We start from the raw sequence: 24,391 nt of genomic DNA on the forward strand, positions 1-24,391 counted from the left end.
TGCGGGCGGGCCCGCCGTCGATTGCAGTGCAGTAACGGGCGGGCCCGAATCGCGATATCTCCTGCGAACTCGGTAACAATCGATCTCTACCCACACCAGGAGGCGACATGAAGCGCTCACGTATCACGAGCCTCACCGCGAGCGCTCTGTGTGCCGCATTCGTCGCCTGCACCGCGGTCGCGAACGCCGGAGTTGCCGCCGCCCTGCCGATCTATCCCGCCTCCGACCCCGATCCCTTCTACGGGCAGCCGCAGGGTCTGGCGGAGGCCGCGGTCGGTGAGCCGCTCGCGGTCCGTCCGATGCCGCCGCTGCTGGCCTTCCCCGACACCGACGTCTGGCAGGTGAAGTACCGCACCACCAACTCGGAGGACCATCCGATCTCGTCGGTCTCCACCGTGCTGGTACCCCGCAACCGGCCGGTGAACGGGCCGTTGCTGTCGTATCAGCACATCATCAACGCGCTCGGGCCGCGGTGCGCGCCGTCGCGGACGCTGTACTCGAACGATCCCGACCTCCAGATCAAGGAGGCACCGGCACTGAACCTCGCGTTGCAGCGCGGCTGGACCGTCGCGCTGCCCGACCACCTCGGCCCGAACAGTGCCTACGGCGCCGCCCGGCTCGGCGGAACCATCACGCTCGACGGCATCCGCGCGGTGCAGCGGGTACCGGAACTGGCGGTGGCGGAGAGCCCGGTCGCGCTGGCCGGGTACTCCGGCGGCGGCATGGCCTCGGCGTGGGCCGCGGCACTCGCACCGACCTACGCCCCGGAACTGAACATCGTCGGCGTCGCCGAGGGCGGTGTGCCCATGAACATCGGCAAGATGGCCAACGGTCTCGGCATGCAACCGCATCCGGCGTTCGGTCTCGCGATGGCGGCGGCGCTCGGACTCGAGCGGGAGTACCCGGACAAGCTTCCGATCAGCGAGCAGCTCAACGACCGCGGACTGGCGATGCGCGACGAAATGGTCAACGCCTGCACCAACGGCATTCTCGCGGCAGGCGCCGGCCGCAGCGCCACCGAGGTCGCCAAGACCACGGACCTGATGAGCAGTCCGCAGGCCTGGGAGGTGCTGAACGAGAACAGCGTCGAGTTGTACCCGGGCGTTCCGACTGCACCGATCTTCGAATGGCACAGCCCGACCGATGTGCTCATCCCGGTCGATTCGATCGAGGCGACCATCGCCCGGTACTGCGCCGCGGGCGCCAAGGTGCAGTCGGACCTGTTCCCGAGTCCCGATCACCTGACCACGGCCGTTCTGGGTCTGCCGACCGCCCTGGATTACCTGGACGCTCGCTTCCGCGGCGACCCGGCGCCGTCCAACTGCTGACCCGGTAGGTGCCGATCGGCGGCGGGCCACCCAGGCTCGTCGCCGGATTGTGTTCTGCCCGTGCGCAGTCCGAAAATGTTGAGCGTTTGAGCAGATCTACCAGGGGGTATTCCGAACCCATGCACCCCAGCACACGCACCGCAGTCGTGACGGGATCTGATTCGCCGATGGGCCGCGCCGTCGCCCTGGCACTCGCGGGAGACGGTTTCGACGTGGGCCTCGCCTATGCCGCGGACCGGGAAAGCGCCGAAGCCACGGCCGCCGACGTCGAATCCAGATCGGTGCGCGCGGCCGTGCAGCGCATGGACCTGGCCGACCTGCCCGGCTCCGCTGCCGCCGTCGACGAGTTCGCCCGGGACCTGGGCGGAATCGGCGTCCTCGTCAGCTGCCCCGGCAGCACCGCGGTCGAGTGCATCCAGCGCGCCGTGCGGTACATGATCGCCGGTGGCGGGGGCGGACGGATCGTCAACGTCACCACCTCCGCGTCCGGTCTCGGCGGGCTGACGGGTCTGCTCGCCGCCGAACTGGCGCGGTACTCGATCACCGTCAATTCGGTGGTGGTGCCCGCGGTCGAACCGGACTTCGCGGCGCCCGGCCCCGACGATCGGGAAGTCGCCGACGTGGCGTCGTATCTGTGTGCGCCGGCCGGAATGTTCGTGACCGGTGCCGCGTACGTCGTCGACGGCACGAGGATCGCGATGATCCCGCACAGCCTGACCGAGGCCGGTGCGTTGCGTCCGCCCCGCCGGGCCGGCCGCATCCGGTCCTACACCGGCCGCTGGGCGCCCACCCGCTGGACGCGGTGATCCCGTCCACGGGTCCATGCGAAACCCGCGGACGCGCAGCCGAAAACGCGGACGCGGAGCCGAAAGCGTCGTTGCCCCCGCACACCGGGAGTACCGTGTGCGCAGGGGGCTGCGAGTCGAGAGTGACGGTGTGATGCCGGCGGCAGTGAAGGGCACAGTGGGAAACCTGCCCCACGAACTGACGAGTTTCGTCGGCCGTCGCCGTGAGGTGACCGAGGCGCGACGCCTGCTGTCCGTGTCCCGTCTGGTGACTCTCGCCGGTATCGGGGGTGTGGGGAAGACCCGGCTCGCGTTGCGGGTGGCCGCCGACGCGAGCCGCGCGTTCGAGGACGGTGTGTGGCTGGTCGAGTTGGGAGAACTCGACGACGACACCACGCTCGTCGACGCCGTGTCGTCGGCGCTGCGACTGCGGGAGCAGCGCACCGGGAACCCGGAAGTACTGCTGACCGAGTACCTCGCCGACCGGCAACTGCTGCTGGTGCTCGACAACTGCGAGCACGTGGTCGCCGCGGCCGCGGCGCTGTCGGAGACGTTGCTACGGAGCTGTCCGGAACTGCGGATCCTCGCGACGACCCGCGAACCCCTGGCGATCGGCGGGGAGGCGGTGCTCCGGGTGCCGCCGCTGACGGTGCCCGAACCCGAACGCACCTCCCTGCAGGGCCTGCCGCAATACGAGGCGGTGACGTTGTTCGTCGAACGGGCGGCCACCGCGGTGCCGGAGTTCGAACTCACCGAGGAGAACCATGTGGCGGTGGCCCGGATCTGCCGCCAGCTGGACGGGTTGCCGTTGGCGATCGAGCTGGCGGCGGTGCGGCTGCGGGTGATGTCGGCGGAGCAGATCCTGCAGCGCCTGACGGACCGCTACCGGTTGCTGACGGTGGGGTCGCGGGGCGCGCCGAGCCGCCAGCAGACCCTGCGCTTGTGCGTCGACTGGAGTCACGAACTGTGCACCGACGAGGAACGCGAACTGTGGGCGCGACTGTCGGTGTTCGCGGGCGGCTTCGAACTGGACGCGGTGGAGGGAATCTGCGCCGGCGACCTGCCCGTCGAGAACGTCCTCGACGTGGTGGCGTCGTTGATCGACAAGTCGATCCTGATCCGGGAAGAGGTCGGGCCTTCGGTGCGGTATCACCTGCTCGAGACGGTGCGCGACTACGGCCGGGAGAAATTGCAGGAGACCGGCGAGCTCGTGTCGCTGCGGAGGCGGCACCGTGACTGGTACGAACAGTTGGTGGTGCGGTGCGAGGCCGAGTGGATCGGACCCCGGCAGGTGATGTGGATCGGCCGGCTCGACGCGGAGAAGCTGAACGTGCGGGCCGCCCTGCATTTCTGCCTGACCGAGCCGGGGGAGGCCGAACCGGGACTGCGGATCGCCGCCGCACTGTACCCGTACTGGCGTGCCCGGGGACTGCTCCGCGAGGGGCGCCGCTGGCTCGGGCAGCTGCTGGGGCGGCACCCAGGAGGAGGGAGCCGGGAACGGATCGAGGCGCTGTACGTCGACAGTGTGCTCGCGGGCATGCACGGCGACCGGGAGGCCGCGAAGGCGCTGGTCGACGAGGGGGCCGTTCTCGCCGAGCGGAACGGTGACACACTGCTCGGCGCCCTGGTGGTCCACGCCGCCGGGTGCTGCGCCATGTTCGCCGGCGACCTGCCGCGTGCGCGGGCGTGCTTCGAGGAGGCCCTGCCCGTGTTCCGCGACCGGGGCAGCCTGCTCCAACTGACGTGGGGACTGCTCGGGGTGGCACTGGTCAGCGGCATGCAGGGTGACGGGGCGGTGGCGAAGATGTGCGGATCCGAGATCTTCGCGCTCACCGAGGCCCACGGCGAATCCGTGTATCGCGGCTGGTCGCTGTGGGCTGCGGGAATGGCGGCGTGGCAGCGCGGGCACCTCGCCCTCGCCGACGACTACGTCAAGCAGGGACTGCGGCTGTCGCACCTGGTGGACGACCGGATCAGCGCGTGTGGGGCGCTCGAGGTGCTCGCGTGGGTGGCCGTCGGCTCCGGCCGGGCCCGGAACGCCGCCGAACTGATGGGTGCCGCGGAGGCCGTCGCACAGGCCGTCGGCAACCCGAGCACCGTCTACCCCAACCTGCTCGTCCATCATGCGGAATGTGAACAGCAGGCACGCGCCGTGATCGGGGACCGCGCGTTCGATGCGGCGTTCGACCACGGCATGCACACGTCCTTCGACGACGCGGTCGCACTTGCACTGGACGAGAGGCGACCCGACGCGACGGCGTCGTCGAACGGGACGACGCACCTGACCCGACGCGAATCGCAGGTGGCCGAACTGGTCGCCGACGGGCTGACCAACAAGGCGATCGCGGCGCGGCTGGTGATCTCCCAGCGCACGGCGCAGGGGCACGTCGAGCACATTCTCGCGAAACTGGGTTTCACCTCACGCACCCAGATCGCGGCGTGGATCGTCGAACACGCACAGGACCCGCACCCCTGACCGGGCCCCGCACGGGGCGAAATAGGTATGTCCCCGGGTCGTTCAGCCGCTGTACTTCCGCGCTGCGGACGGGATGCTCATACACGTCCCCCACTCCGGCTCCAGACCGAGGCCCCCGATGTCCACTGATCCCCGAATGCACCGAAAGCCCGACCCCCAACTTCCACTGCCCCCGCCTCTCCGTCGGGTGCACACCGTCGACCGGTGTCTTGTGTGGACCGGGGGAAAGCTAGTGGCACACGACGCGGTGGGGCAGGAACTCGCGGGGGTGGCGGCGTGACCACGGACGGTATGACCCGCTGGCAAGGAATCGCCCAGAAGTGCGAACTGATGATCCAGCGGTGCCTCAACTGCACGACCCTGCTCGCGCCGTTGATGGCCACGTGCTCCGCCTGTCAGGGTTCGAACCTCGAGCGGGTCCCGTCGTGCGGTGTCGGCTCGATCGTGTCCTCGAAAGTGGTCGACCGAGGGCACAGCGGCGGCGACCGTGGCCGCGCCCCCTGCACGATCGCGATCGTCGAACTCGACGAAGGTCCGTGGGTGTACACCTGGATCGACGGCGACGTCCCTGCACCGTCCGACTGCCCGGTCCGGGTCGAGTTCCGTCCCGCGTCGACGGCCGAACAGCTGCCGGTGTTCGCCGTCCGCTCCGGTGATCCGCGATGACCGCCGTGGCGACCGAGACCGACGGCGAACCGAAAGAAGCGTTCGGCACCGAATGGCTGCGCCTGGCGCTGCGCCGGTGCGAGTTGCTCGCACAGATGCACTCGGTGAGCTCCGATGCGCGCTGGATGATCAGTTTCGCGATCCAGTGGGCGCCGTTCGGCGGTGCGAGCGCGGCCGAACTGCTGGAAACATTCGGCGTCAACCGCCGCCGTTTCATGGAACTCGTGCTCGACGGACTCGCGCCGAAGGCCACCGACATCCAGAAGATCCGAGCGATGAAAGGTCAGCTGCGGACCTCCCTCGCGCAGGCGTGGGGCGTGCAGTAGGCCCGGCCGGTCACCCCGGCAGCAGATCGTCCAGGTGGATCGGCACCTTCCGCACCCGGACCCCGGTGGCGTGATGCACCGCGTTCGCCACCGCGGCCGCGGCCCCGACGATGCCGATCTCACCTGCCCCCTTCGACCCCATCGGGCCGGCGTGCGCGTCGACGTCGTCGAGGCACACCGCGTCCAGATACCTGATGTCGGCGTGAGTGCTGACGTGATAGGAGGCCAGGTCCTGCGTCACGACGTGGCCGAACCGGGGGTCGTTCACGCTGCTCTCGTGCAACGCCATCGACACCCCCATCGTCATGCCGCCGATGAGCTGCGACCGCACGGTCCGGGCGTTCACGACCCGGCCGATCGCGAACACGCCGAGCATGCGTTCGACGCGGATCTCGCAGGAGTCACGGCGGACGTGCGCCTCCGCGAAATGGGCGCCGAACGAATGGAGCGCGAACTTCTCGGCGTCCGGATTGTCGAGGGTCCCCGCGCTGGCCTCCGCCCCCGGAACCGGGGTGCTGCCGTGCTCGTCCCGGAACGCGCGGGCCGCCGCGACGATCGCGCTGCCCCAGGACGTGGTTCCCGTGGAACCCCCGGCGACGGTCGCCGGCGGAAGGTTCGTGTCACCGATCTGCAGGACGACCGAGTCCAGGGGGCACCCCAGCGCGTCGGCGGCGATCTGGGTGAGCGCCGTCCACGCGCCGGTGCCGATGTCGACCGAGCCGATCTGCACGGTGTAGGTGCCGTCGGACTGGTACACGATCCGGGCCACCGATCCCGGCATGGTGTTCGCGGGGTACGTCGCGGAGGCGACGCCCAATCCCACCTGCCACTCCGAGTCCGACCGCGCCCGCGCCGTCGCGTCACGGTCCGCCCACCCGAACCGTCGGGCGCCCTCCCGCAGGCAGTCGGTGAGGCGCCGCCCCGACCACGGGCGGCCCGTACTCGGGTCGGCGTCGGGCTCGTTGCGGATCCGCAGTTCGATCGGGTCGAGTCCGCAGGCCGCGGCCAGTTCGTCCATCGCCACCTCGGCCGCGAACATCCCCGGCGTCTCGCCGGGCGCACGCATCCAGGAGGGGGCAGGCACGTCGAGGGCCGCGAGACGGTGGGTGGTGTGCCGGTTCGGTGTGGAATACATCATCCGCGACGGGACCGCCGACTGTTCGGCGAACTCCTTGATCTTCGCGGACTGTTCGATCGCCTCGTGGGAGAGCGCGGTCAGGCGTCCGTCGGCGTCCGCGCCGAGCCGGATGCGCTGCACCGTCGCGGTGCGGTACGCGGAGAGGGCGAACATCTGCTGCCGGGTCAGCGCGAACTTCACCGGCCTGCCCGCCGCCCGCTGGGCCGCCAGCACCGCCAGCACGTTGTGCGCGTGCGGCAGTCCCTTGGACCCGAACCCGCCGCCGACGTACGGGGCGATCACCCGCACCTGCTCGACTTCGAGTCCGAACAGCGGTGCCAGGGTCTGCCGAACGGAATGGACGCCCTGCGTCGAATCGTGCAGCGTCAGAACCGGTCCGCTGCCACCCGGGGTCCACCGGGCGATGGTGGCGTGCGGTTCCATCGGATTGTTGTGTTCCATCGCGGTCGAGTACACCTGATCGACCGTGACCGCCGAGGCGGCGAGCGCGGCCTCCACGTCGCCGTCGTCGGTGTCGGTCGGGAACCCGGCGTTGACGTCGTCGGGCACGTACAGATCGTCCCGGCCGGAACGGAAGTCGGTGTCGTGGGATGCCTCGTCGTAGTCGACGCGGACGAGGCCCTCGCCGTGCCGGGCGACTTCCGGTGATTCCGCGACCACCGCGCCCACGAACTGGCCGCGGAAGTGAACCTCAGGGTCCTGCAGGATCGTGAGTTCCCCGTCCGAGGTGTCCGCGAGACGGGGCGCGTCGAACACCGTCAGGACCGCGAGCACCCCGTCCAGGGCTTCCGCGTCCGCCGTGTGCATCGCGGTGACCCGGCCGCGGCCGATCGTCGACAGGATCGGGTACAGGTACGCCGGATCGTCCACCGCGTGCTCGAACGCGTACGGCGCCGTCCCGGTCACCTTGTCGTGGGCGTCGAGGCGCTCGGCGGGGGTTCCGATCACCTTCGGCTCGACGAGCGTCATGGGCGCGCCTCCTCGGCGAGTGACCGGAGTACCGACACGAGGACCCGGCGGGTCAGCACGACCTTGAACTCGTTGCCCGGAAGCGGCTGTGCGGCGGCGAGTTCCGACTCGGCCGCCGCCGTGAACGTGTCCCCCGTGGGCGGCGACCCGAGCAGGACCTCCTCGGCGCGTGTGGCACGCCACGGCCGGTGCGCGACACCACCGAGCGCGACTCGCGCCGACGTGATCGACGCGTCGTCGATGGTCAGCTCGGCGGCCACCGACACCACCGCGAACGCGAAGGACGCCCGGTCCCGCACCTTCCGGTACGCGGACCGGTTCCCGGCGGGCGGCTCGGGCAACTCCACGGCGGTCACGAGGTCGCCGTGCCGCAGGACGGTGTCGCGGTCGGGCCGGTCCCCGGGAAGCCGGTAGAAATCGCGCACCGGAATCCGCCGTTCCCCGCCGGTATCGCGCACCACCACGACCGCATCGAGGGCCGTCATCGCGACGGCCATGTCGGACGGATGCACGGCGACGCAGTGCTCCGAGGCACCGAGAATGGCGTGGTAGCGGGCGTAACCACCGAGCGCGGAACACCCCGTACCGGGCTCGCGTTTGTTGCACGGCGTCGTGACGTCCTGGAAGTACACGCAGCGGGTCCGCTGAAGCAGGTTTCCCGCGGTCGTCGCGAGGTTGCGCAGCTGTCCCGACGCACCGGACAGGAGCGCGCGCGACAGCATCGGGTACCGGGCCCGCACCACGTCGTGCGCGGCGAGGTCGCTGTTGCGGACGGCCGCCCCGATCCGGAGCCCGCCGTCGGGAAGTGCCTCGACGCCGTCGAGGGGGAGACGGCTCACATCGACGAGGAGATGCGGCGCCGCCACCCCGAGTTTCATGTGGTCGACGAGGTTGGTGCCACCGGCGAGGAACGCCGCCCGCGGATCTGCCGTGACGGTGGCGACGGCGCTGTCGACGTCGGTGGCCCGTTCGTAGTCGAAGGGAATCACGCTTCCGCCGCCTGCCGGATCGCCGCGAGGATGTTCGGGTAGGCGCCGCACCGGCAGAGGTTCCCGCTCATCCGTTCCCGGATCTCGTCGTCGGTGAGTTCGGGCGGAGCGGTCAGGTTCTCGGTGACGGCACTCGGCTGCAGGGCCAGGAACTCGTCGAACATCCCGATCGCCGAACAGATCTGACCGGGCGTGCAGTAGCCGCACTGCAGTCCGTCCTGCTCGACGAACGCCTGCTGAACGGAATGCAGCACGTCGCCGTCGGCCAGTCCGTGCGCGGTGACGACGCGTGCACCGTCGTGGGCGACGGCGAACGTCAGGCAGGACGTGGCGCGCCTGCCGTCGAGGAGGACGGTGCACGAACCGCACTGGCCGTGGTCGCAGCCCTTCTTCGGCGCGGTGACCCCGAGGTGGTCGCGGAGCGCGTCGAGCAGGGTGGTGCGGGTGTCCACGTCGAGGGTGCGTTCCTCGCCGTCGACGGTGAGCACGATCTTCCGGTAGCGGGGGCTGTCCGCGGCATTCATGGCGGGAGGTTACCCGCGGTGAGCGATCCCGAATCGGTGTCCGCGGTGGTTCCGCCGGCGAAGGACTGGGTACTTGCTGAACCCGGACACAGTGGATGATCGGGAAGGGACGTCATGCGCGTCGAACACATCACGGTGGTCGTGCCCGCCCACGACGAGGAGGCGCTGCTGCCGCGATGCCTCGACGGGGTGCAGACCGCCGCGCGGGAAGTGTCGGTGCCGGTGACGATCGTCGTGGTGCTCGACGGATGCACCGACGGCAGCGAGGCCGTCGCCCGCGCGGCGGACGTCGACGTCGTGGTGCTGGGTGCGCGGAACGTCGGCGCCGCTCGGCGTGCGGGCTTCGACTCGGTCGCCCTGCGCCCGCACGAGTGGTTCGCCACCACGGATGCGGACTCGCTCGTCCCCGCGCACTGGCTGTCCTCCCACCTGCAGCACGCGAGCCGCGGCGCGCAGTTGGTGGCGGGGACGGTGACGGTCACCGACTGGTCGGGGTGGCCCGACCACGTGCGGTCGCGGTACGGCAGCGCCTACCGCTCCGGCGCCGCCCACGGGCACGTGCACGGCGCGTCCCTCGGATTCTCGGCGGACCTGTACCGGGCGGTGGGCGGGTTCGCCGCCCTGCCCGCGCACGAGGACGTGGACGTGGTGCAGCGGATGGTCGAACGCGGAGCGCACGTGGTGTGGAGCATCGACGCGCCGGTGGAGACGTCCGCACGGGCCGACGCCCGCGCGCCGCAGGGCTTCGCCACCCACCTGGAGGGACTGCAGGACCGATGATCACCGACGTCACCCACGACAGCAGTCCCACCCATGCCGCCGTGCGGGCGATCATCCGTTCGGGCGATGCGGAACTGCCGCTGCCCGGCCACGGGTCCACCGCCGCCCGGTGGGCGCAACTCACGGAATGGTGCCGCCGCGACCTCTCGGTCGGCCGGCTGCTCGAGGCACACGCCGACGCGGACGCGATCCTCGCCGAGATCGACGGCACCCGCGCCGGCCGGAACGAGTGGTGGGGAGTCTGGGCCAGCGAACCACCACGCCCGGTCCTGGACGCCGCCCACGATGCGAGCGGATGGCGACTGCGGGGAGCGAAGGCGTGGTGCTCCGGGGCGTCGATGTGCACGCACGCACTGGTCACGGCACGTGTCGACGGGCAACCCCGGCTGTTCGCCGTCGATCTGCGGGAACCCGGGGTCACGCCGGGACGCGGGGGCTGGCGCAATCCGGGGATGGCGGCGACGGACACCGAAGCAGTGACGTTCGACGGCGTTCCCGTGCGAGCTGTCGGCGCCGCGGACCGGTACCTCGACCGGGCTGGGTTCTGGCACGGCGGCATCGGGGTGGCGGCGTGCTGGTTCGGTGGCACGCTCGCTGTGGCGGAACCGCTGCGGGCTCGCGCACGAGATGGCCGGGCGGACAGTCACCAGCTCGCACACCTCGGCGCGATCGACGTCGCCGTCAGCGCGACTCGATGGGCACTCGCGTCCGCGGCCGCGGAGGTGGACTCGGATCCCTTCGATCGGACGTCCGCGCAGGTGCGCGCGTTCCGGGTGCGGGGCCTCGTCGAGCGCACCGCGAGCGAGGTGATCGACCGCGTCGGCCGCGCGCTGGGCGCCGCGCCGCTCGCGGGCGACGCGGACCACGCCCGCAACGTCGCGGATTTGCTCGTCTACATCCGGCAATCCCACGCCGAGCGGGATCTCGCGACACTCGGCGAACTCGTCGCGGGGGAGGACTGACCGTGGACAACGCCACCAGATTCAGGGAGACACCCGTGGCCGGCCGGGGCACCCCGGAGGACGTGTGGCAGCGGTGGCTGGCCTCCGTCCGGTGTCCGCCGATACCGCTCACGGAATGCGACCGCATGGTCGTCGTCGCCCCGCATCCCGACGACGAGGTGCTCGGCGTGGGCGCGCTGATGGCCACCGCGGCCACCGCCGGTGTTTCCGTCCAGGTCGTCGCGGTCACCGACGGCGCGGCGTCGCATCCGCAGTCGCCGACCCTGTCACCCGCCGCGCTGGCGGCCGCGCGGATCGCCGAATCGAACCGGGCGACAGCGCTGTTGGGCGTCGGCGAACCACTCCGTCTCGGATTGCCGGACGGCGGTGTGTGCGCGCACGAACGCGAACTCACTACGCGCCTCGTCGACGTGCTCACCGCGACGTCCCGGGCCGGGGAGAGGGTGTGGGTGCTCGCGACCTGGCGAGGCGACGGTCACCCCGACCACGAAGCCACCGGACGGGCCGCCGCGGAGGCGTGTTCGGTCACCGGCCACCGATTGGTGGAGTATCCGGTCTGGATGTGGCACTGGGCGCGACCCGCCGACCCGTCGGTGCCGTGGAACCGGATGCGAGTACTCGCACCCACCGTCGACGTCCTGGCGCGCAAACGCCGGGCCGTCGACGAATTCCGTACCCAGATCCGCCCGTTGTCCGAGGACCCCCGGGACGCCACGATCCTCCCGCCGTGGGTGCTGGCGCGACTGATGCGGACGACGGAACGGGTGCTGTGGTGAGCGCGATGGATCCCGGCTACTTCGAGTCGATGTATGCGGAATCGGCGGACCCGTGGGGATTCGACGAACGGTGGTACGAACACCGCAAGTACGCGCTCACGCTCGCCGCCCTGCCCCGTCCGCACTATCGGCGGGCGTTCGAACCGGGATGCTCGATCGGGGTACTGACGGCGCAGTTGGCGAGACGCTGCGACCGGGTCGTCGCAACGGACGTGGTGCCTCGTGCCTTGGCGAGCGCACGGGACCGCATATGCCGCGAGGGACTGGCCGACCGCGTGGAGCTGGGCCGGGCATCGCTCCTCGATCCGTGGCCGGCAGGCACCTTCGACCTCGTGGTGCTCAGCGAGGTGCTGTACTACCTGACGCCCGCAGACCTGGGCATCGTGCTGGGGCGGGCCGTCGACGCCCTGGAGGAGGGCGGCACCCTCGTGGCCGTGCACTGGCAGCATCCGGTGCCCGAATACCCGCAGACCGGCCGCGCGGTGCACGATGCGGTCGCGGCGTTCGAGGGCCTCCACCGCGTCGGGTCGTACCGCGACACGGACTTCCACCTGGACGTCTACACCCGCGGTGCGACGCGCTCGGTCGCCGCGGCGGAAGGGCTGAGCTGACCGGTCGGCTCTCTCACTGTTCGGGCAGACTGCCGGTCTCCAAGAAGATGACGCGCCTGCCGATTTCCACGGTGTGGTCGCAGAAACGCTCGTAGAAGCGGCCGAGCAGGGTGATGTCGACGGCCGATTGGACACCGTGCGGCCAGTCCTCGTTCTGGGTGATCGTGAACAGGCTGCGGTGGAGGTCGTCCATCGCCTCGTCCGCCGTCAGCAATCCGCGGGCGCGCTCGGGGTCGCGGTGCTGCAGCACCTGCTCGGTCTCCCTCGCCTGCGCGACGGCGACGGTGCCCATCTCCGTGAACACGTCCCGCACCTCGTCGGGGACCACGTGGTCGGGATGCCGCCGGCGGGCGATCTTCGCGATGTGCACCGCGAGACCGCCCATCCGGTGCAGATCCGCGGAGATGTGGAGGCCACCGACCATGAATCGGAGATCGTGGGCCACCGGAGCCTGCAGCGCGAGGAGCGCGAACGCACGCTTCTCCCAGTGCGCCGCGGCATCGTCGAGCTCGCCGCTCACGTCGATGACGTGTTCGGCGAGCTCGAGGTCTGCCTGCAGCAGTGCGTCGCTCGCCTCCGACATCGCGGTGACGGACAGCCGGCACATGGCGGCGAGATCGCCGGACAGGCTGTCGAGATTTTCCGCGAAACGAGTACGCATCGGCTCAGCCTAGGGGTGTTCTGGGACAAGTGCCTCGCTCTATCGGGGGTCGGCGTGGGCCAGCTTCCGGTACCCCTGGGCACCCGCCCGATCGACCGCCGCCTTGACCAGGCCGAAGGCGGTGCCCTGCACGGCGGCCGCGATCAGCACTTCGCGGGTGCTGCGGGACAGATCCTTGGGGTCGGGAGCCTCGGATTCGCCTGCGATACGCTTCCACACCTGACCGAACACGGCACTCGCCGCTATTCCACCGGCGACACTCGCAGCGAGCGCCAACGTTTTGTACATCGCCTTCGATGCGGCGCTCATGTTCCCGCCCTTCGCATTCGATCCCGTCGATCGATCTCCGCTGGTCGAGTACCCGGATTCGACGCCCTCACACCGCCGCGGTCGTGACCGGGGGATTGTTTCGTTCGGCGCGTGGTTGGGGAATGCGTTCCGTATGACCTACGAATCAGCCGGAGAGCCGACGCGCATCGTCGTCGTGGGCAGCGGCTTCGCCGGATTCGAATGCGCACGCGCTCTGACGCGGCGCCTCCGGGGAACCGACGCCCGCGTCATCATGATCTCGCCCCGCGACTACATGCTCTACACACCGCTCCTGCCCGAGGTGGCGGGCGGAATCCTGGACGCGCGGTTCGTCACCATTCCACTGTCCGAGGCGCTGTCGGACGTCGAGCTCGTGACGGGCAGAGTCGACGCCGTCGACTTCGACGCCCGCACCGTGCACGTTACCGACTGCGAGCAGGGTGTCGAGGAGGTGGCGTGGGACCGGGTGGTGCTCACCCCCGGATCGGTGACCCGGCTGTTCGACATTCCCGGACTCGCCGAGCACGCCAGGGGACTGAAATCGCCGGCCGAGGCACTGTACTTCCGCGACCAGCTGCTCACCCAGATCGAACTCGCCGAGCGGGACACCGACCCCCGGGTCGCCGACGCCCGACGGACGGTCGTCGTGGTCGGTGCGTCCTACGCGGGCACGGAACTCACGGCCCAACTCCGCGCCCTGGCCGACGAAGCAGCGTCCCGTCGCAACCTCGACCCCGCGAAGATCCGGTTCCTGCTGCTCGACGCCGCCGACAAGGTGATGCCCGAGGTGGGGGAGAAGCTGGGTGACAAGGTGCTGGAGGTGCTGCGCTCCCGCGGCATCGAGGTGCGACTCGGCACCACCCTGACGGAACTCGGATCCGAACACGTCACTCTCGACGACGGAACCGTCGTTCCCACCCGCACGGTCGCCTGGGTGACGGGTGTGACCGCCGGCCCCCTCGTCGACACGCTCGGATTGCCCACCGAGAAGGGCAGATTGACGGTGCGCCCCGACCTCTCGGTCGACGGGCATCCCGACGTCTTCGCGGGCGGCGACGCCGCGGCCGTTCCCGATCCGAAGAACAGCGGATCGATCACCCCGCCCACCGCGCAGCACGCCGTCCGGCAGGGGCGGGCCCTCGCCCGCAACGTGGCGGCGAGCCTGGGCGTCGGCGACGCGAAGCCGTACACCCACCGCGACATGGGTCTGGTCGTGGATCTCGGCCCGGGGTTCGCCGTCGCCAACCCCCTCGGCATCCGGCTGTCGGGGTTCCTCGCGAAGGTGGTCACCCGGGCATATCACCTCTACGCCATGCCGAACGCCGCCAATCGCTGGGCGGTCGCGTTCGCCTACCTCACCGATCTGATCTTCCCGCGTCCACTCGTGTCGATCGGGCTGGTCACCGATTCGGAATCACGGTTCGCGGCCGGCGTGGAAATCGGAGCGCAGACCTGAACTGTCGGGAGGCGAGCGCGACGCGGCTCACGTTTTCGATGCGGTCGGGGAGGGTAAGCGCGGAGAGTCGTCAGGTACCGATTCGAGGGAGTGGTCGTCATCGAGGCACATCGCGACACGTCGGCGTCGGCTTCGGATGTGTGGTCCGTCCTCGCCAACGGGTGGCTGTACCCGTCGTGGGTGGTCGGCGCGTCCCGGATGCGTGCCGTCTCCGCGGACTGGCCCGCGGTGGGAAGCCGCCTGCACCATTCCGTCGGTGCCTGGCCCGCACTGATCGACGACTCCACCGAGGTGCTCCTCGCCGAAGAGAACCGTGAACTCCGACTGCTGGCACAGGTGACCCCCACGAAAGCGATCGTGCGGCTGCGGCTGGAGCCGCGTGGATCCGGTTGCCACCTCCAGATGTCGGAGGTGGCGGCCTCCGTCCCGTTGTCCTGGGTTCCGCGGATGGCGCAGGACCTGGCGGTGCTCCCACGCAATCTCGAATGCCTGCGCCGACTTTCGTTCCTCGCCGAGCGAAATACGAACCCCTGACGTCATGTCGGTGGTGCCGGCACACTCTCCGCCGCGATGACGGAGCGGGCGAGACGAGACGGCGCTCGAGTCTGCTGCGGCGAAGAGGTGACCTCGAGAAGTTCGAATGGGACACCCCCGTCGTGAAGGTGAACTACGCACTCGACCGCAAGATTCCGTGGCCGTCTTAAACCCTCGAATCCGCCGGAACAGTGCATCTGGGCGCCGGCGACGACGGGGGTCGTCCCGGAACGCCCGTTCCTGCTGTTCGGTCAGATGACGACGTCGGACCCCAGCCGTTTCCCGGAAGGAATCGAAAGTGCCTGGGCCTATACGCATCTGCCCCGGGTGATTGCCGACGACGAATCGGCGGAGCTGCCGGCGCACCGAGCGGACGCGATGCTCGAATCGCACGCGCCGGGATTCGCGGAGCGCGTGGTCGGGCGCAACGTGCAGCGTCCCCGCGACCTCGAGGCGAGCAACGCGAACCTGCACGGTGGGGCCGTCAACGGCGGCACCGCTCAGTTGTATCAGCAGCTCGTCTTCCGTCCGACCCCTGGTTCGTCCGGGCCCTACACGTCGATCGACCGGCTGTACCTGGCCAGTTCCGTCACCCATCCGGGCGGCGGTGTTCACGGGATGTGTGGACACAACGCAGCCGACGCCGCCCTGGACGACGACGGTCAGGAACTCTCTCCGTCGATGCGGGCAAAGAGCCACCGCGGGCCGACCGTGACGGCCCCGAGTGCCTCGACTCGGGCCCGGAGCCCACGGTCGGCGGTAACGACGGTGATCGCCCGGTCGCCGTCTTTCTCGGCGGCCACAACGTCGACGATCGTGTCATCGCCCGAACCGTCCGCCGACACCACCCGCAGACCGTCGAATTTCCGATCCTGCTCCCCGGCAACCGCGGCCTTCGCCGCACCCTCGATCACGACCACCACCTCGGCCGGTGGGTCCAGATGCTGGTCCAGGGCGCCCAGTTGGACGAGCAATCGCCGGGCCGCACCGGCACGATCACGCCACCAGCCGTCGGGCCGCGAGCCGACGACGTTCGCCGCATCCACCACGATCAGTGCAGTCCTGTCGTCAGTCATTTCCACAGTTTCCCCTCTCCGGAGACCGGATTCACCGGGTCTCCCGAACCGGGCAGCTGTGGGTGCTAAGACAGTGGTGACGGTGCGTCAGGGCGAGGAGGCCGAAATGGACGTCCGCTTCATCTCCGACGACGGTGTGCGTTCGTGTGCGGCGACCGAGTTGAAACAGTTGCTCGACCGGCCCGACGGATTGGTCTGGGTGGACATCCCGACCTGGGACGAACAGGCACACGACGCGTTGACCACAGTTTTCGGTTTTCATCCTCTCGCCGTGCGTGATTCGGAGCACCGCAATCAGGTTCCGAAGGTGCACAGGTATGTGGACCACTTCTTCGTGGTTCTGCACGCGCCGCAGTCGGGCGCACACGGGCACGTGCACTACGTCGAACTGGACCAGTTCATCGGTACCCGCTACCTGGTGACAGTGCACGGCCCCGTGAATCCGGCGATCGATCCCTCGACGGCGATGGTCGAGGTGAAGGTGGTGCTGGGCCGACTGGAGTCGGGCAAGTTGCGGCCCGGCACGGCATTCGAGTTGTCGTTCGCCCTCCTCGCCGCATTGACGGCACGGATGCGGGCTTACACCGCCGAACTGACCAAGGACGTGTGGAAGCTCGAGCAGCAGGTCACCGGCGGGCACCTCGGTGATCCGGAGACGTTTCTCGACGAGATGTTCCGGGTCCGGCACGGTCTGCTGACGGTCGGCACCATGGCCGCGTTGAGCGGGGAGGTGTACGGCAGGATGGTCACCATCGAGGCGTTCGGCGCCGGCAAGGGGCAGGACCTCCTGCTCGATGCGGTCGATCAGTTCCAGCACCTGACCGTGATGGCCAGGGGACAGAAGGATTACCTCCAGGGCACGATCGAGTTCTACCAGGCCCGCACCAACACCAAGATGACCGTCGCCGCGGAACGCCTCGCCGTCATCGCGGCCGTCACGCTGCCAATTACCGCCCTGTCCTCGATCATCGGCATGAACGTGATCGTGAACGAACGGACGCAATGGCCCTCCGTCGCCGTGATCGTGCTCGTCATGCTCGCCATGTCCGGGGCACTGCTCGTCTGGGCGAAGCGCAAAGGCTGGTTCTGACGCGAACGTGTGACCGCCTTTCTGCGAGGTAGTGGCATTTCGGGGCGTCACCACAAACCCCAACTTCCGGATCCGATCAACCACGTTCACATCCAGCAACGACACACAGGGCGGGGGCGCACAGGTCGGGTGGCCGTCCGTCGATACCACTGCCGAGTCCACAGCGCGTCGCGTGGATCGCTGGTGTGGCTGGAGTGACGCCGGCGGCGACGGGGGAGCGCAATCGAGGCGATTGGGATGGCAGCCACTGGCGCGAGAGGCCGGTTGTGATGTACAACGTACTCGTAAGTTTGTGACTCAGGTCACTCGATCGCTATTACGGGGTACGCCAGCACATGACCCGCACCACGGTGCAACAGCACGATCTGCACAAGATGTCGCCGCCCTCCGCCGAGGAGCCGTCGACCCGGCACACACTGCGCCCGACCGTATACATCGCTTCCGTCTCGGCCGCGACAGCGACCGCGCCCGCCATCGTCGTGACGGGCTCCGTTCTCGTCGCGGTGGCCACTTCCCTGTCAGTGCTCGCTGCCGTAGCACTCGCCGCGCTCTTGATCTGACCGTCGTCCGCATCGCGGACGCACCCTTCGACCACCCCGCGGCTCTCGCCGACGCGGAAGACAGAAAGCACTGGCAATGAACACCTTCACGCCCACCTCGGCTCGCAATCGTGGCTTCGCCCCTTCTCGAGGCTCGATGAGCACTGCGGAGATCAAGAACCGCATCGAAGCGATGTTCCGCGAGGACGACGAACGCGAGTCGATTGCAGTTCGGGCGGAGTAGGGCCGACGCCGGTTCTCACGAACTTTCGCCACGCACTTCGTCGCGAAGTTGCGAGTCGAGGGGGACCCGCACGAGGGCGGCTGCCAGTTCCGCGACCCGGCCCCCGCGGGGCGAGGTCGGACAGTGCGTCGGAATCGTCCGGTAGAGCCTCAGATCGCTTGGAAAAGGAGCGTCGTTTCAGGGTGATGTGCGACGGTATCGCCCGGCTCCGATCACCTGTGCGCGGCCTTCTCCACCCTGTCGAACGCGTCGTGAACCGTGCTGCACGTGGGAATGGTCGCGCTCAGCCCGATGGCCTCGATGGGGCGCAAGACCGCCCGATTACCCGCTAGCGCCCACGTAATATGCTGCCGCCGAGCAGATTCTGCGAACTCGGACAGAATTGACAGTCCCGACGTCCCGACGAAGTCGACCGCGGTCATGTCGACGACGACCCGTGAGAATGAGCCTCCGTCGGTCAGATGTGCGAGAGCAAGCGCGAAGGACGGTGCGGCGAGCACATCGATGTCGCCCGAGATTCGTCCCACGGTGGCGTCTGCGTACGGTGCGAATTCGACGGTCATGCGCAGCCCGCGTTCGTGGGTGGGCATATCCAGTGAGCAATGGATGGGCGGAGACGCAGACGGGGGAGTGGCGTGGAATGACGTGCGTGATGTCTTCATGACCCTCCGATCGCGTGCACCCTGTCGGTCCCAGTGCGCTATCGGCGGAAGGAGCGCACTGGCAGGAGGATCACAGCGGCTTGATAGTGCGCGCAAATCCGTCTACCGCGCACTGCTGCGGCCTCCAAACAATCTGCGGCTGTGTTCTCAACCACGCGCGATCAACACTACGGCTCTGCCCAGGTCGGCATCAACCGATTGTCGACACATTCCGACCTCAGTCGAACTTCGAATTGTGATGCGCGATGACTTCCCGCGCGACGCCGGTGAGCTTGATGTTCATGTCCTGCGACGTCTTGCGCAACAGATCGAAAGCCCGGTCCTCCGAAATGTCGTGGAAGGCCATCAACAGCCCGATGGCTTTCCCGATCTCGCGGTTGCTGGCAAGGCCGTCGCGAAGCGTCTGCGCTTCCTGGTGTTCATGGAGCGCTGTCAACGTCACCGCCGCAAAGGCCGTGATCAGAATCGCCTGGTCGATCGATTCGTCGGTGAGTTCTCCGGGGTTGTCCGCGAACAGGTTGAGTGCGCCGACCTTCCGTCCACGGATCATGAGCCGGAACCCTGCGGCGCCTCGGACGGGCGTCTCGGCAATAGTCCGCCGGGCGAGCCGCGGCCATTGCTTCGAACTCGCGAGTTCGGTTTCTACCTGCGGTGCGTCATTCTCGATCGCGTCGAGGCAGGGTCCTTCCTGCTCGGCTCGCTCGAGTGAGTCGACGTGCGCTGCGACCTCGTCGCTCGCCGCCACGGTGATATTACGATCATCCTGCTTCAGCATGAGGCTGGCATGCGCACACCCGGGGACCAGAGTCGCTGCGGCATCGCAGATGGCCCGGTAGACGTGATCGAAGTCGTCGCCGTTGTACACCATCTCTGCCAACTTCGCGAAGACGACGCTGGGACTGTCGCCTCCCATGCGTGCCGTCCCCGAAGGATCATTCGGCATGACTCGCCTCCCGAGGTGCAACAACGCGGCGTGAACCGGGCGCCGCAGTTCGAGCGACGTCCGCACAATTCTGCCAGAACGGCGACACCCGCCGGTGGATCGAGCCGACGGTCGCCGACCTGGGACCGACCCGGTTCGACTATTGCCGGCGCTGCGGCCGATGGGTTACTATCGAACGTATATTCGAATAACCTCGGGGGAGGCTGGTCGTGGGGGACGTGGTGGCACCGGATCTGGAGGAGTTGCGGGCATTCACGGCACGGTTACGGTGCGTCGGGCCGTGTGGTGAGGCGGGGTTGGGGATCGAGTGGCTCGACGCGGTGGAGGCGCTGAAGTCGGTCGGGTGCGCGGTGCAGGCGGTGGTCGCCGATGATGCCGCCACCTGCATGCGGGAGGACCGCAATGTTCGGGGGTTGCCGCGGCGGAGTGGGACCGCGGTATCGCCTCACAGATCGCGTTGGCGCGCAGGGAGTCCCCGAACCGCGGCGGCCGGCATCTGGGGTTCGCTCGGGCGGTGGTGCACGAGATGCCGCACACGTTGGTGTTGTTGCGGTCCGGTCGGTTGAACGAGTGGCGTGCCACCCTCCTGGTGGGGGAAACAGCCGGTCTGTCGGCGGCGGACCGGAAGATCGTCGACCACCGGTTGTGTTCGGACCCGAACATTCTCGACGGGGTCGGGGACCGCGGCCTGGTCGCGAAGGCGAAGGCGCTCGCGGTGGAACTCGACGCGGCCGGCGCCGGATTCGATGGCGTATCTGAGTGTGCTGATGCCGATGGAACAGGCCGTCTGCCTACACGCCACATTGGGTCGCGACGCCGACAGCCTCATCGCGACCGGGGACAGCGGTGGCCGCACCCGGAATCAGGTGATGGCGGATCTGTTGTTCGACCGCGGCACCGGGGCATCGGTGGCATCGGGGGTGCCGGTGGCGGTGAACTTGGTGATATCCGACGAGGCCCTATTGGCGGGTGAGAGTGAGGCGGCGGATCTGGCGGGGTTCGGGCCGGTGCCGGCTGCAATCGCCCGGCAACTGGTCGCCGACGCCCTTGATAGCGATACCGCGGTGACCCTACGAAACGTGTACTCGTGTCCGTTGTCGGGGTCGTTGACGGCGATGGAAGCGCAGTCGCGTTCGTTTCCGAAGGGTCTTGCGAAGTTGATCGATCTGCGGGGCCGGACGTGCCGGACGCCGTGGTGTGATGCGCCGATCCGCCATCATGATCACATTCTCTCGCGCCGCAAGAAGGGCGCACCACGGCAGATAATGGGGCCGGGTTGTGCGCGGCGTGCAATTACGCGAAGGAGGGCGACGGCTGGACCGCGCGCCCCGGCCGGAGGCATGGCCGAACGCATCTCTTCGACCTCGGCACCCCGACGGGGCACCACTACCGGTCCGCGGCCCCACGCCTCCCGTCCGCGGCGCGACGGTCGGAGATCGAGGCGATCCTCATCGCGCATCTGCGAGCGTCATGAAGCGACTCTGCCGGCGCACCGTGTAACACCGCTGCGGCGTTGCGCGACTTGTCTGTTAACGCGTTGACACCTATTCGGGTGTTCGGCACGCGCCACGAACGGATGGGGTAGACCATGAAACGTCGCGTTTCAGCACGCAAGGTCGCGCATCGACGGAGGATCGCAGGCAGTCTGGTCGCCCCTGGTGCACTGGGACTGGCGGCACTGCTCGCGACACCATGGTCGAACCCAGGGTCACCCGCCACGACGGCGACAGCATTGACCGCAGCGGCCTCGAATGCGTGCTACGACATGGTCAGCATCGCCGTGGCCGGCCGTGGCGACAGTCCGAGGCCGGGGACCCACCAGATGCTCGTGGCACCGGACGGCACTCCGCTTCCCGCGTCCTACTCCAGCAACTACACCAGTCCCTGGATCGATGAGGTGGTGAACGCGCCGCAGCAATCCGTCGGCGGAGGCTCGTACGCCGCGGTGTACATCGAGTACCCGGCGAACATGAACTCCTATGAGGACGCCGTGAACGCCGGCGTCGACAACACCGAAACCGTCATGCGTTCCATTCACGCGTCGTGCCCCGACACGAAGTTCTCGATCGTCGGCTACAGCGAAGGCGCCGACGTCGCGAGACGCGTTGCGATGGAAGTCGGGAACCAGGACGGCCAGGACGGCTCGTACGAAATTCTCGATCCCACTTCCGTTGTCGGCGTCGTCATCCTGGCGGATGCCGGCCGCAATCTCGGCGAAGGAGCATTTCCGGGCGCCGAGAACGAATTCCGTAATCCCGACGGCTTCGATCTCGCCTACCAGTCAGGTCAGACCGGCACACCCGGGCGAGGTGCTCTGCCCGGGACGTCCGGCAGTTTCGGGGCGTTGGACGGCAAGGTGGCATCGTTCTGCTCGGAAGGCGATCTGACCTGCTCCGCTCCCGAGAACATTGCGCTGCTGCAACTCGCGATCAACGTGGGACGCCAGTTGAATGTCGACGCGTTGCAGAAGGAGGGGCTGACCCCGGCGACGGGACAGGATCTCGCGGTGGTGATCGGGCAGATCGCTCTCGCCGCGTTCGCGGACATCCAGTCGCAGGACAATTGGATGCAGTCCGACGAGACGTTCCTCGACGTGTTGGTCAAGGTGTCGGATCCGGCCTACAAGCCCGCCGATCCCGTTGCGGCGCAGTCCGACACGCCGGCCGGTCCGATCTCGTCCAACCAGGCGGTCGACCTCGTCTACCTGCCCGCGAAGGTGCGGAACGAAATCATCGGGTTCATCGCGGACAACCAGAACACGATCCAGGTGGCGATGAGTGATCCGTACCAGCAGACGCTGGGGGAGGGGACCGGCCACCACTTCGACTACTGGCGTGACGCGAACGCCGGAAATGGGAAACCGCTGACGTCTGCCCAGTACGCAGCGGCCTGGCTGACGCACCTTGCGCAGGAAGCGGAGAAGGGCGAGGCGCGCACGGCTGCGCCGCAGCAGTCGACAGCGAAACTCGCGGCCGCCTCGACGAAGGACGCAGAAGCGGTGCAGGTCGCACCCACCACAACGTCCGCCGCGAAGAAGTCCGCGCCGGCCGGCAACACGGTGAGTGCAACCACGACGACCACCAGCTCACCGGCACCTACGACGGTCGCCTCCACGGCATCGCCGGAACCCACGACCGCCGTGGAGGTGGCCGCAGTAACCACGACGTCGCCGTCTGTGCCGCAGGCCGTCTCGGAATCGTCCGCAGTGGCGACCACGGCGGAACCCACGACGACCACCGCAGCGGAGTCGGTGACCACCACCACGCCGGTCGTCACCACGACGACTGCGCAACCGGCGGCGGGGTGAAAGCCGTCAATCTCGGCCGGCTTCCCGTGCCGCCCGTTCGACGCGGGACCTGTAGTTCTCCCACCATGTGCGCTCTGCTGTAGGCAGGTTGTCGTTGTCCGCCCTCAGCCCGGCGGTTCCGTCGACGAGTTCGCGGACGATGTCGGCGTGGCCCGCGTGCCGGTGAGTTTCGGCGATCCCGTGCACGAGAATCCAATGCAGTGTGACGTCGCGGCGGTCTTCGGGCCAGTGCGGTATCCGTCCGGGCGCGTCGAGCGGCAGCGTCCGGACGGTGGCGTCCGTGTACTCCCACGCCCGGCGGTACAGGCCGACGACATAGTCGCGTGACTCGTCAGCCATCGCCCACATGTCCACATTGTCTTCGGTGTCGTCGGTCACCCACGGTGGGAAGTCTGCGGATCGGCCGAAGGGCTCCCCGAAGTAGCCGATCTCGACGCCGGTCAGGTGTTTGACCAGCCCCAGCAGGTTCGTGCCGGTTGCGGTCAACGGTCGGCGGATGTCGTACTCGGACAATCCGTCCAGCTTCCACAGCAGCGCGTCGCGCGCGGCCTGGAGGTAGTCGTGGAGGTCTGCCTTCGGATCGGTCAATGCCCCTCCTGATCGGTCAGCGGCAGTGCCAGATGGTCAGTCGTTCTCGGCGACGGCGGAGTCCTCTGTCAACTCGGGCGCGTTCTCTCTCGTGGCCATGCCGCCGTCCTTGCCGTGATCGGCTGGGCCCGGGCGCCCGCCTTTCGGCTCGTCCTTCTCGTCGTGCGTGCTCTCGGACACGATCACCCTCTCCTTCCGCTGCCCCCGCTTCGCCTACCCGGAAGCATTGAGACCAAAACACGAGGCTCACCGATGCCGCGACTGCAGGACTGCGGCGAAACCCCGGAGTCCGCAGAACACCACCAGCGCGGCAAAGCGGCGGCGACGAAGAGACCGGGCCTGCCCATCGTGTGATGGGCAGGCCCGGTTCTGGAATGTGGGCGTCTAACGTCGCCCGGTCACGAGTTTGACCAGGAACAGGAGTATTACCGCGCCGAGGAGGCAGGTGAAGAAGCTGAACCAGAGACCGCCGCCTTCGACGTCTGTGCCGAAGAGGCTGAGGATGAAGCCGCCGAGGAGTCCGCCGACGACTCCGACGACGATGTTGAGGATGATCCCCATCTGGGCGTCGGTCTTCATGATCTTGCTGCCGATCCACCCGGCGAGACCGCCGATGATGATCCAGCCCAGAATTCCCAGTCCTAGCACGTAT

At 68.5% G+C, this 24,391-nt stretch carries 26 protein-coding genes and 2 pseudogenes; 17 read left to right on the plus strand and 11 right to left on the minus strand.

The window, feature by feature from the left end; genetic code table 11:
* The first annotated feature begins 107 nt into the window (after positions 1-107).
* The 5 genes from CJ179_RS32365 (at position 108) to CJ179_RS32385 (ending at position 5,581) form a co-directional block, all read left to right on the plus strand.
* Positions 108-1,328 carry a lipase family protein gene (locus CJ179_RS32365; protein WP_095864151.1) on the plus strand — a complete coding sequence of 407 codons (1,221 nt, stop codon included), beginning with the start codon at positions 108-110 and terminating at the stop codon, positions 1,326-1,328.
* A gap of 119 nt (positions 1,329-1,447) precedes the next feature.
* A complete protein-coding gene (locus tag CJ179_RS32370; protein WP_072946213.1) occupies positions 1,448-2,134 on the plus strand; it encodes an SDR family NAD(P)-dependent oxidoreductase in 687 nt (228 codons plus the stop codon).
* 97 nt (positions 2,135-2,231) lie between these two features.
* Positions 2,232-4,589, plus strand: a complete 2,358-nt coding sequence (locus CJ179_RS32375) for a LuxR C-terminal-related transcriptional regulator (protein WP_072946214.1) — start codon at positions 2,232-2,234, stop codon at positions 4,587-4,589.
* Positions 4,590-4,865: 276 nt separating this feature from the next.
* Positions 4,866-5,255, plus strand: a complete 390-nt coding sequence (locus tag CJ179_RS32380) for a Zn-ribbon domain-containing OB-fold protein (RefSeq protein ID WP_072946215.1) — start codon at positions 4,866-4,868, stop codon at positions 5,253-5,255.
* Positions 5,252-5,581: a hypothetical protein gene (locus CJ179_RS32385; RefSeq protein WP_072946216.1), complete on the plus strand. Its 330-nt coding sequence runs from the start codon at positions 5,252-5,254 to the stop codon at positions 5,579-5,581. The genes CJ179_RS32380 and CJ179_RS32385 overlap by 4 nt, the downstream gene beginning before the upstream one ends.
* A 10-nt stretch (positions 5,582-5,591) precedes the next feature.
* Here the strand turns inward: CJ179_RS32385 and CJ179_RS32390 are convergent, their stop codons facing one another.
* The 3 genes from CJ179_RS32390 to CJ179_RS32400 are packed head-to-tail and all read right to left on the minus strand — an operon-like array spanning position 5,592 to position 9,201.
* Entirely contained in the window at positions 5,592-7,688 is a 2,097-nt protein-coding gene (locus tag CJ179_RS32390; protein WP_095864152.1) for a xanthine dehydrogenase family protein molybdopterin-binding subunit, read from the minus strand.
* Positions 7,685-8,677 carry a xanthine dehydrogenase family protein subunit M gene (locus tag CJ179_RS32395; RefSeq protein ID WP_095864153.1) on the minus strand — a complete coding sequence of 331 codons (993 nt, stop codon included), beginning with the start codon at positions 8,675-8,677 and terminating at the stop codon, positions 7,685-7,687. Before CJ179_RS32395 ends, CJ179_RS32390 begins: the two co-directional genes overlap by 4 nt.
* Complete coding sequence (locus CJ179_RS32400; RefSeq protein ID WP_012687505.1) at positions 8,674-9,201, minus strand: 2Fe-2S iron-sulfur cluster-binding protein; 528 nt, start codon at positions 9,199-9,201, stop codon at positions 8,674-8,676. Before CJ179_RS32400 ends, CJ179_RS32395 begins: the two co-directional genes overlap by 4 nt.
* A gap of 114 nt (positions 9,202-9,315) precedes the next feature.
* Here CJ179_RS32400 and CJ179_RS32405 point away from each other — a divergent pair, with 114 nt between their 5' ends.
* Genes CJ179_RS32405 through CJ179_RS32420 form a run of 4 tightly spaced genes read left to right on the plus strand, consistent with a single transcriptional unit; the run spans position 9,316 to position 12,330 of the window.
* Positions 9,316-9,981, plus strand: coding sequence for a glycosyltransferase family 2 protein (locus CJ179_RS32405; protein WP_095864154.1), 666 nt, complete (start codon positions 9,316-9,318; stop codon positions 9,979-9,981).
* Positions 9,978-10,943: an acyl-CoA dehydrogenase family protein gene (locus CJ179_RS32410; RefSeq protein ID WP_095864155.1), complete on the plus strand. Its 966-nt coding sequence runs from the start codon at positions 9,978-9,980 to the stop codon at positions 10,941-10,943. Before CJ179_RS32405 ends, CJ179_RS32410 begins: the two co-directional genes overlap by 4 nt.
* Positions 10,944-10,945: 2 nt before the next feature.
* Positions 10,946-11,719, plus strand: coding sequence for a PIG-L deacetylase family protein (locus CJ179_RS32415; protein WP_095864156.1), 774 nt, complete (start codon positions 10,946-10,948; stop codon positions 11,717-11,719).
* Positions 11,713-12,330 (plus strand): trans-aconitate 2-methyltransferase, encoded by a 618-nt coding sequence (locus CJ179_RS32420; protein ID WP_095864157.1) that lies wholly within the window; start codon positions 11,713-11,715, stop codon positions 12,328-12,330. The genes CJ179_RS32415 and CJ179_RS32420 overlap by 7 nt, the downstream gene beginning before the upstream one ends.
* A gap of 13 nt (positions 12,331-12,343) precedes the next feature.
* Here the strand turns inward: CJ179_RS32420 and phoU are convergent, their stop codons facing one another.
* Complete coding sequence (gene phoU / locus CJ179_RS32425; RefSeq protein ID WP_072946223.1) at positions 12,344-12,991, minus strand: phosphate signaling complex protein PhoU; 648 nt, start codon at positions 12,989-12,991, stop codon at positions 12,344-12,346.
* A 39-nt stretch (positions 12,992-13,030) separates the two neighbouring features.
* Positions 13,031-13,300: a DUF4235 domain-containing protein gene (locus CJ179_RS32430; RefSeq protein ID WP_095864158.1), complete on the minus strand. Its 270-nt coding sequence runs from the start codon at positions 13,298-13,300 to the stop codon at positions 13,031-13,033.
* A 133-nt stretch (positions 13,301-13,433) separates the two neighbouring features.
* Between CJ179_RS32430 and CJ179_RS32435 the strand changes: the two genes are divergently transcribed.
* The 3 genes and pseudogenes from CJ179_RS32435 to CJ179_RS53015 all read left to right on the plus strand — a co-directional run.
* On the plus strand, positions 13,434-14,756 hold the full coding sequence (locus CJ179_RS32435; protein ID WP_095864342.1) for an NAD(P)/FAD-dependent oxidoreductase: 1,323 nt from the start codon (positions 13,434-13,436) through the stop codon (positions 14,754-14,756).
* Between the two features lie 90 nt (positions 14,757-14,846).
* On the plus strand, positions 14,847-15,290 hold the full coding sequence (locus CJ179_RS32440; RefSeq protein WP_072946225.1) for an SRPBCC family protein: 444 nt from the start codon (positions 14,847-14,849) through the stop codon (positions 15,288-15,290).
* Positions 15,291-15,296: 6 nt separating this feature from the next.
* A pseudogene (locus CJ179_RS53015) lies at positions 15,297-15,956 on the plus strand (phytoene desaturase family protein); the annotation flags it as partial.
* On the opposite strand, the gene CJ179_RS32450 reads toward CJ179_RS53015, so the two are convergent.
* Positions 15,953-16,366, minus strand: coding sequence for an NYN domain-containing protein (locus tag CJ179_RS32450; RefSeq protein WP_095864343.1), 414 nt, complete (start codon positions 16,364-16,366; stop codon positions 15,953-15,955). The pseudogene CJ179_RS53015 and the gene CJ179_RS32450 overlap by 4 nt on opposite strands.
* A 106-nt stretch (positions 16,367-16,472) precedes the next feature.
* On the opposite strand from CJ179_RS32450, the gene CJ179_RS32455 reads away from it, so the two are divergent.
* The 3 genes from CJ179_RS32455 to CJ179_RS51520 all read left to right on the plus strand — a co-directional run bounded on the left by CJ179_RS32455 (position 16,473) and on the right by CJ179_RS51520 (position 18,239).
* Entirely contained in the window at positions 16,473-17,456 is a 984-nt protein-coding gene (locus CJ179_RS32455; protein ID WP_095864344.1) for a magnesium transporter CorA family protein, read from the plus strand.
* Between the two features lie 335 nt (positions 17,457-17,791).
* The gene (locus CJ179_RS32460) at positions 17,792-18,016 is read left to right on the plus strand and encodes a hypothetical protein (RefSeq protein ID WP_095864159.1); all 225 of its coding nucleotides are present in this window, start codon (positions 17,792-17,794) and stop codon (positions 18,014-18,016) included.
* Positions 18,017-18,092: 76 nt separating this feature from the next.
* Positions 18,093-18,239: a hypothetical protein gene (locus CJ179_RS51520; protein WP_179377706.1), complete on the plus strand. Its 147-nt coding sequence runs from the start codon at positions 18,093-18,095 to the stop codon at positions 18,237-18,239.
* A 212-nt stretch (positions 18,240-18,451) separates the two neighbouring features.
* On the opposite strand, the gene CJ179_RS32470 is transcribed toward CJ179_RS51520, so the two are convergent.
* On the minus strand, positions 18,452-18,829 hold the full coding sequence (locus tag CJ179_RS32470) for an STAS domain-containing protein (protein WP_241031212.1): 378 nt from the start codon (positions 18,827-18,829) through the stop codon (positions 18,452-18,454).
* A gap of 289 nt (positions 18,830-19,118) precedes the next feature.
* A complete protein-coding gene (locus CJ179_RS32475) occupies positions 19,119-19,844 on the minus strand; it encodes a GAF and ANTAR domain-containing protein (RefSeq protein ID WP_095864345.1) in 726 nt (241 codons plus the stop codon).
* Positions 19,845-20,053: 209 nt separating this feature from the next.
* On the opposite strand from CJ179_RS32475, the pseudogene CJ179_RS53020 reads away from it, so the two are divergent.
* A pseudogene (locus tag CJ179_RS53020) lies at positions 20,054-21,318 on the plus strand (HNH endonuclease).
* Positions 21,319-21,432: 114 nt separating this feature from the next.
* Positions 21,433-23,151, plus strand: coding sequence for a cutinase family protein (locus tag CJ179_RS32485; protein ID WP_072946228.1), 1,719 nt, complete (start codon positions 21,433-21,435; stop codon positions 23,149-23,151).
* Between the two features lie 6 nt (positions 23,152-23,157).
* Here CJ179_RS32485 and CJ179_RS32490 read toward each other — a convergent pair whose 3' ends face one another.
* The 3 genes from CJ179_RS32490 to CJ179_RS32495 all read right to left on the minus strand — a co-directional run bounded on the left by CJ179_RS32490 (position 23,158) and on the right by CJ179_RS32495 (position 24,387).
* On the minus strand, positions 23,158-23,739 hold the full coding sequence (locus tag CJ179_RS32490) for a DinB family protein (protein WP_072946229.1): 582 nt from the start codon (positions 23,737-23,739) through the stop codon (positions 23,158-23,160).
* A 36-nt stretch (positions 23,740-23,775) separates the two neighbouring features.
* On the minus strand, positions 23,776-23,919 hold the full coding sequence (locus CJ179_RS51525) for a hypothetical protein (protein WP_179377704.1): 144 nt from the start codon (positions 23,917-23,919) through the stop codon (positions 23,776-23,778).
* Positions 23,920-24,123: 204 nt separating this feature from the next.
* Complete coding sequence (locus CJ179_RS32495; RefSeq protein ID WP_095864160.1) at positions 24,124-24,387, minus strand: GlsB/YeaQ/YmgE family stress response membrane protein; 264 nt, start codon at positions 24,385-24,387, stop codon at positions 24,124-24,126.
* Positions 24,388-24,391: the final 4 nt, after the last annotated feature.

The organism is Rhodococcus sp. ACS1 (assembly GCF_002300155.1).
Lineage (GTDB): Bacteria > Actinomycetota > Actinomycetes > Mycobacteriales > Mycobacteriaceae > Rhodococcus_F > Rhodococcus_F koreensis.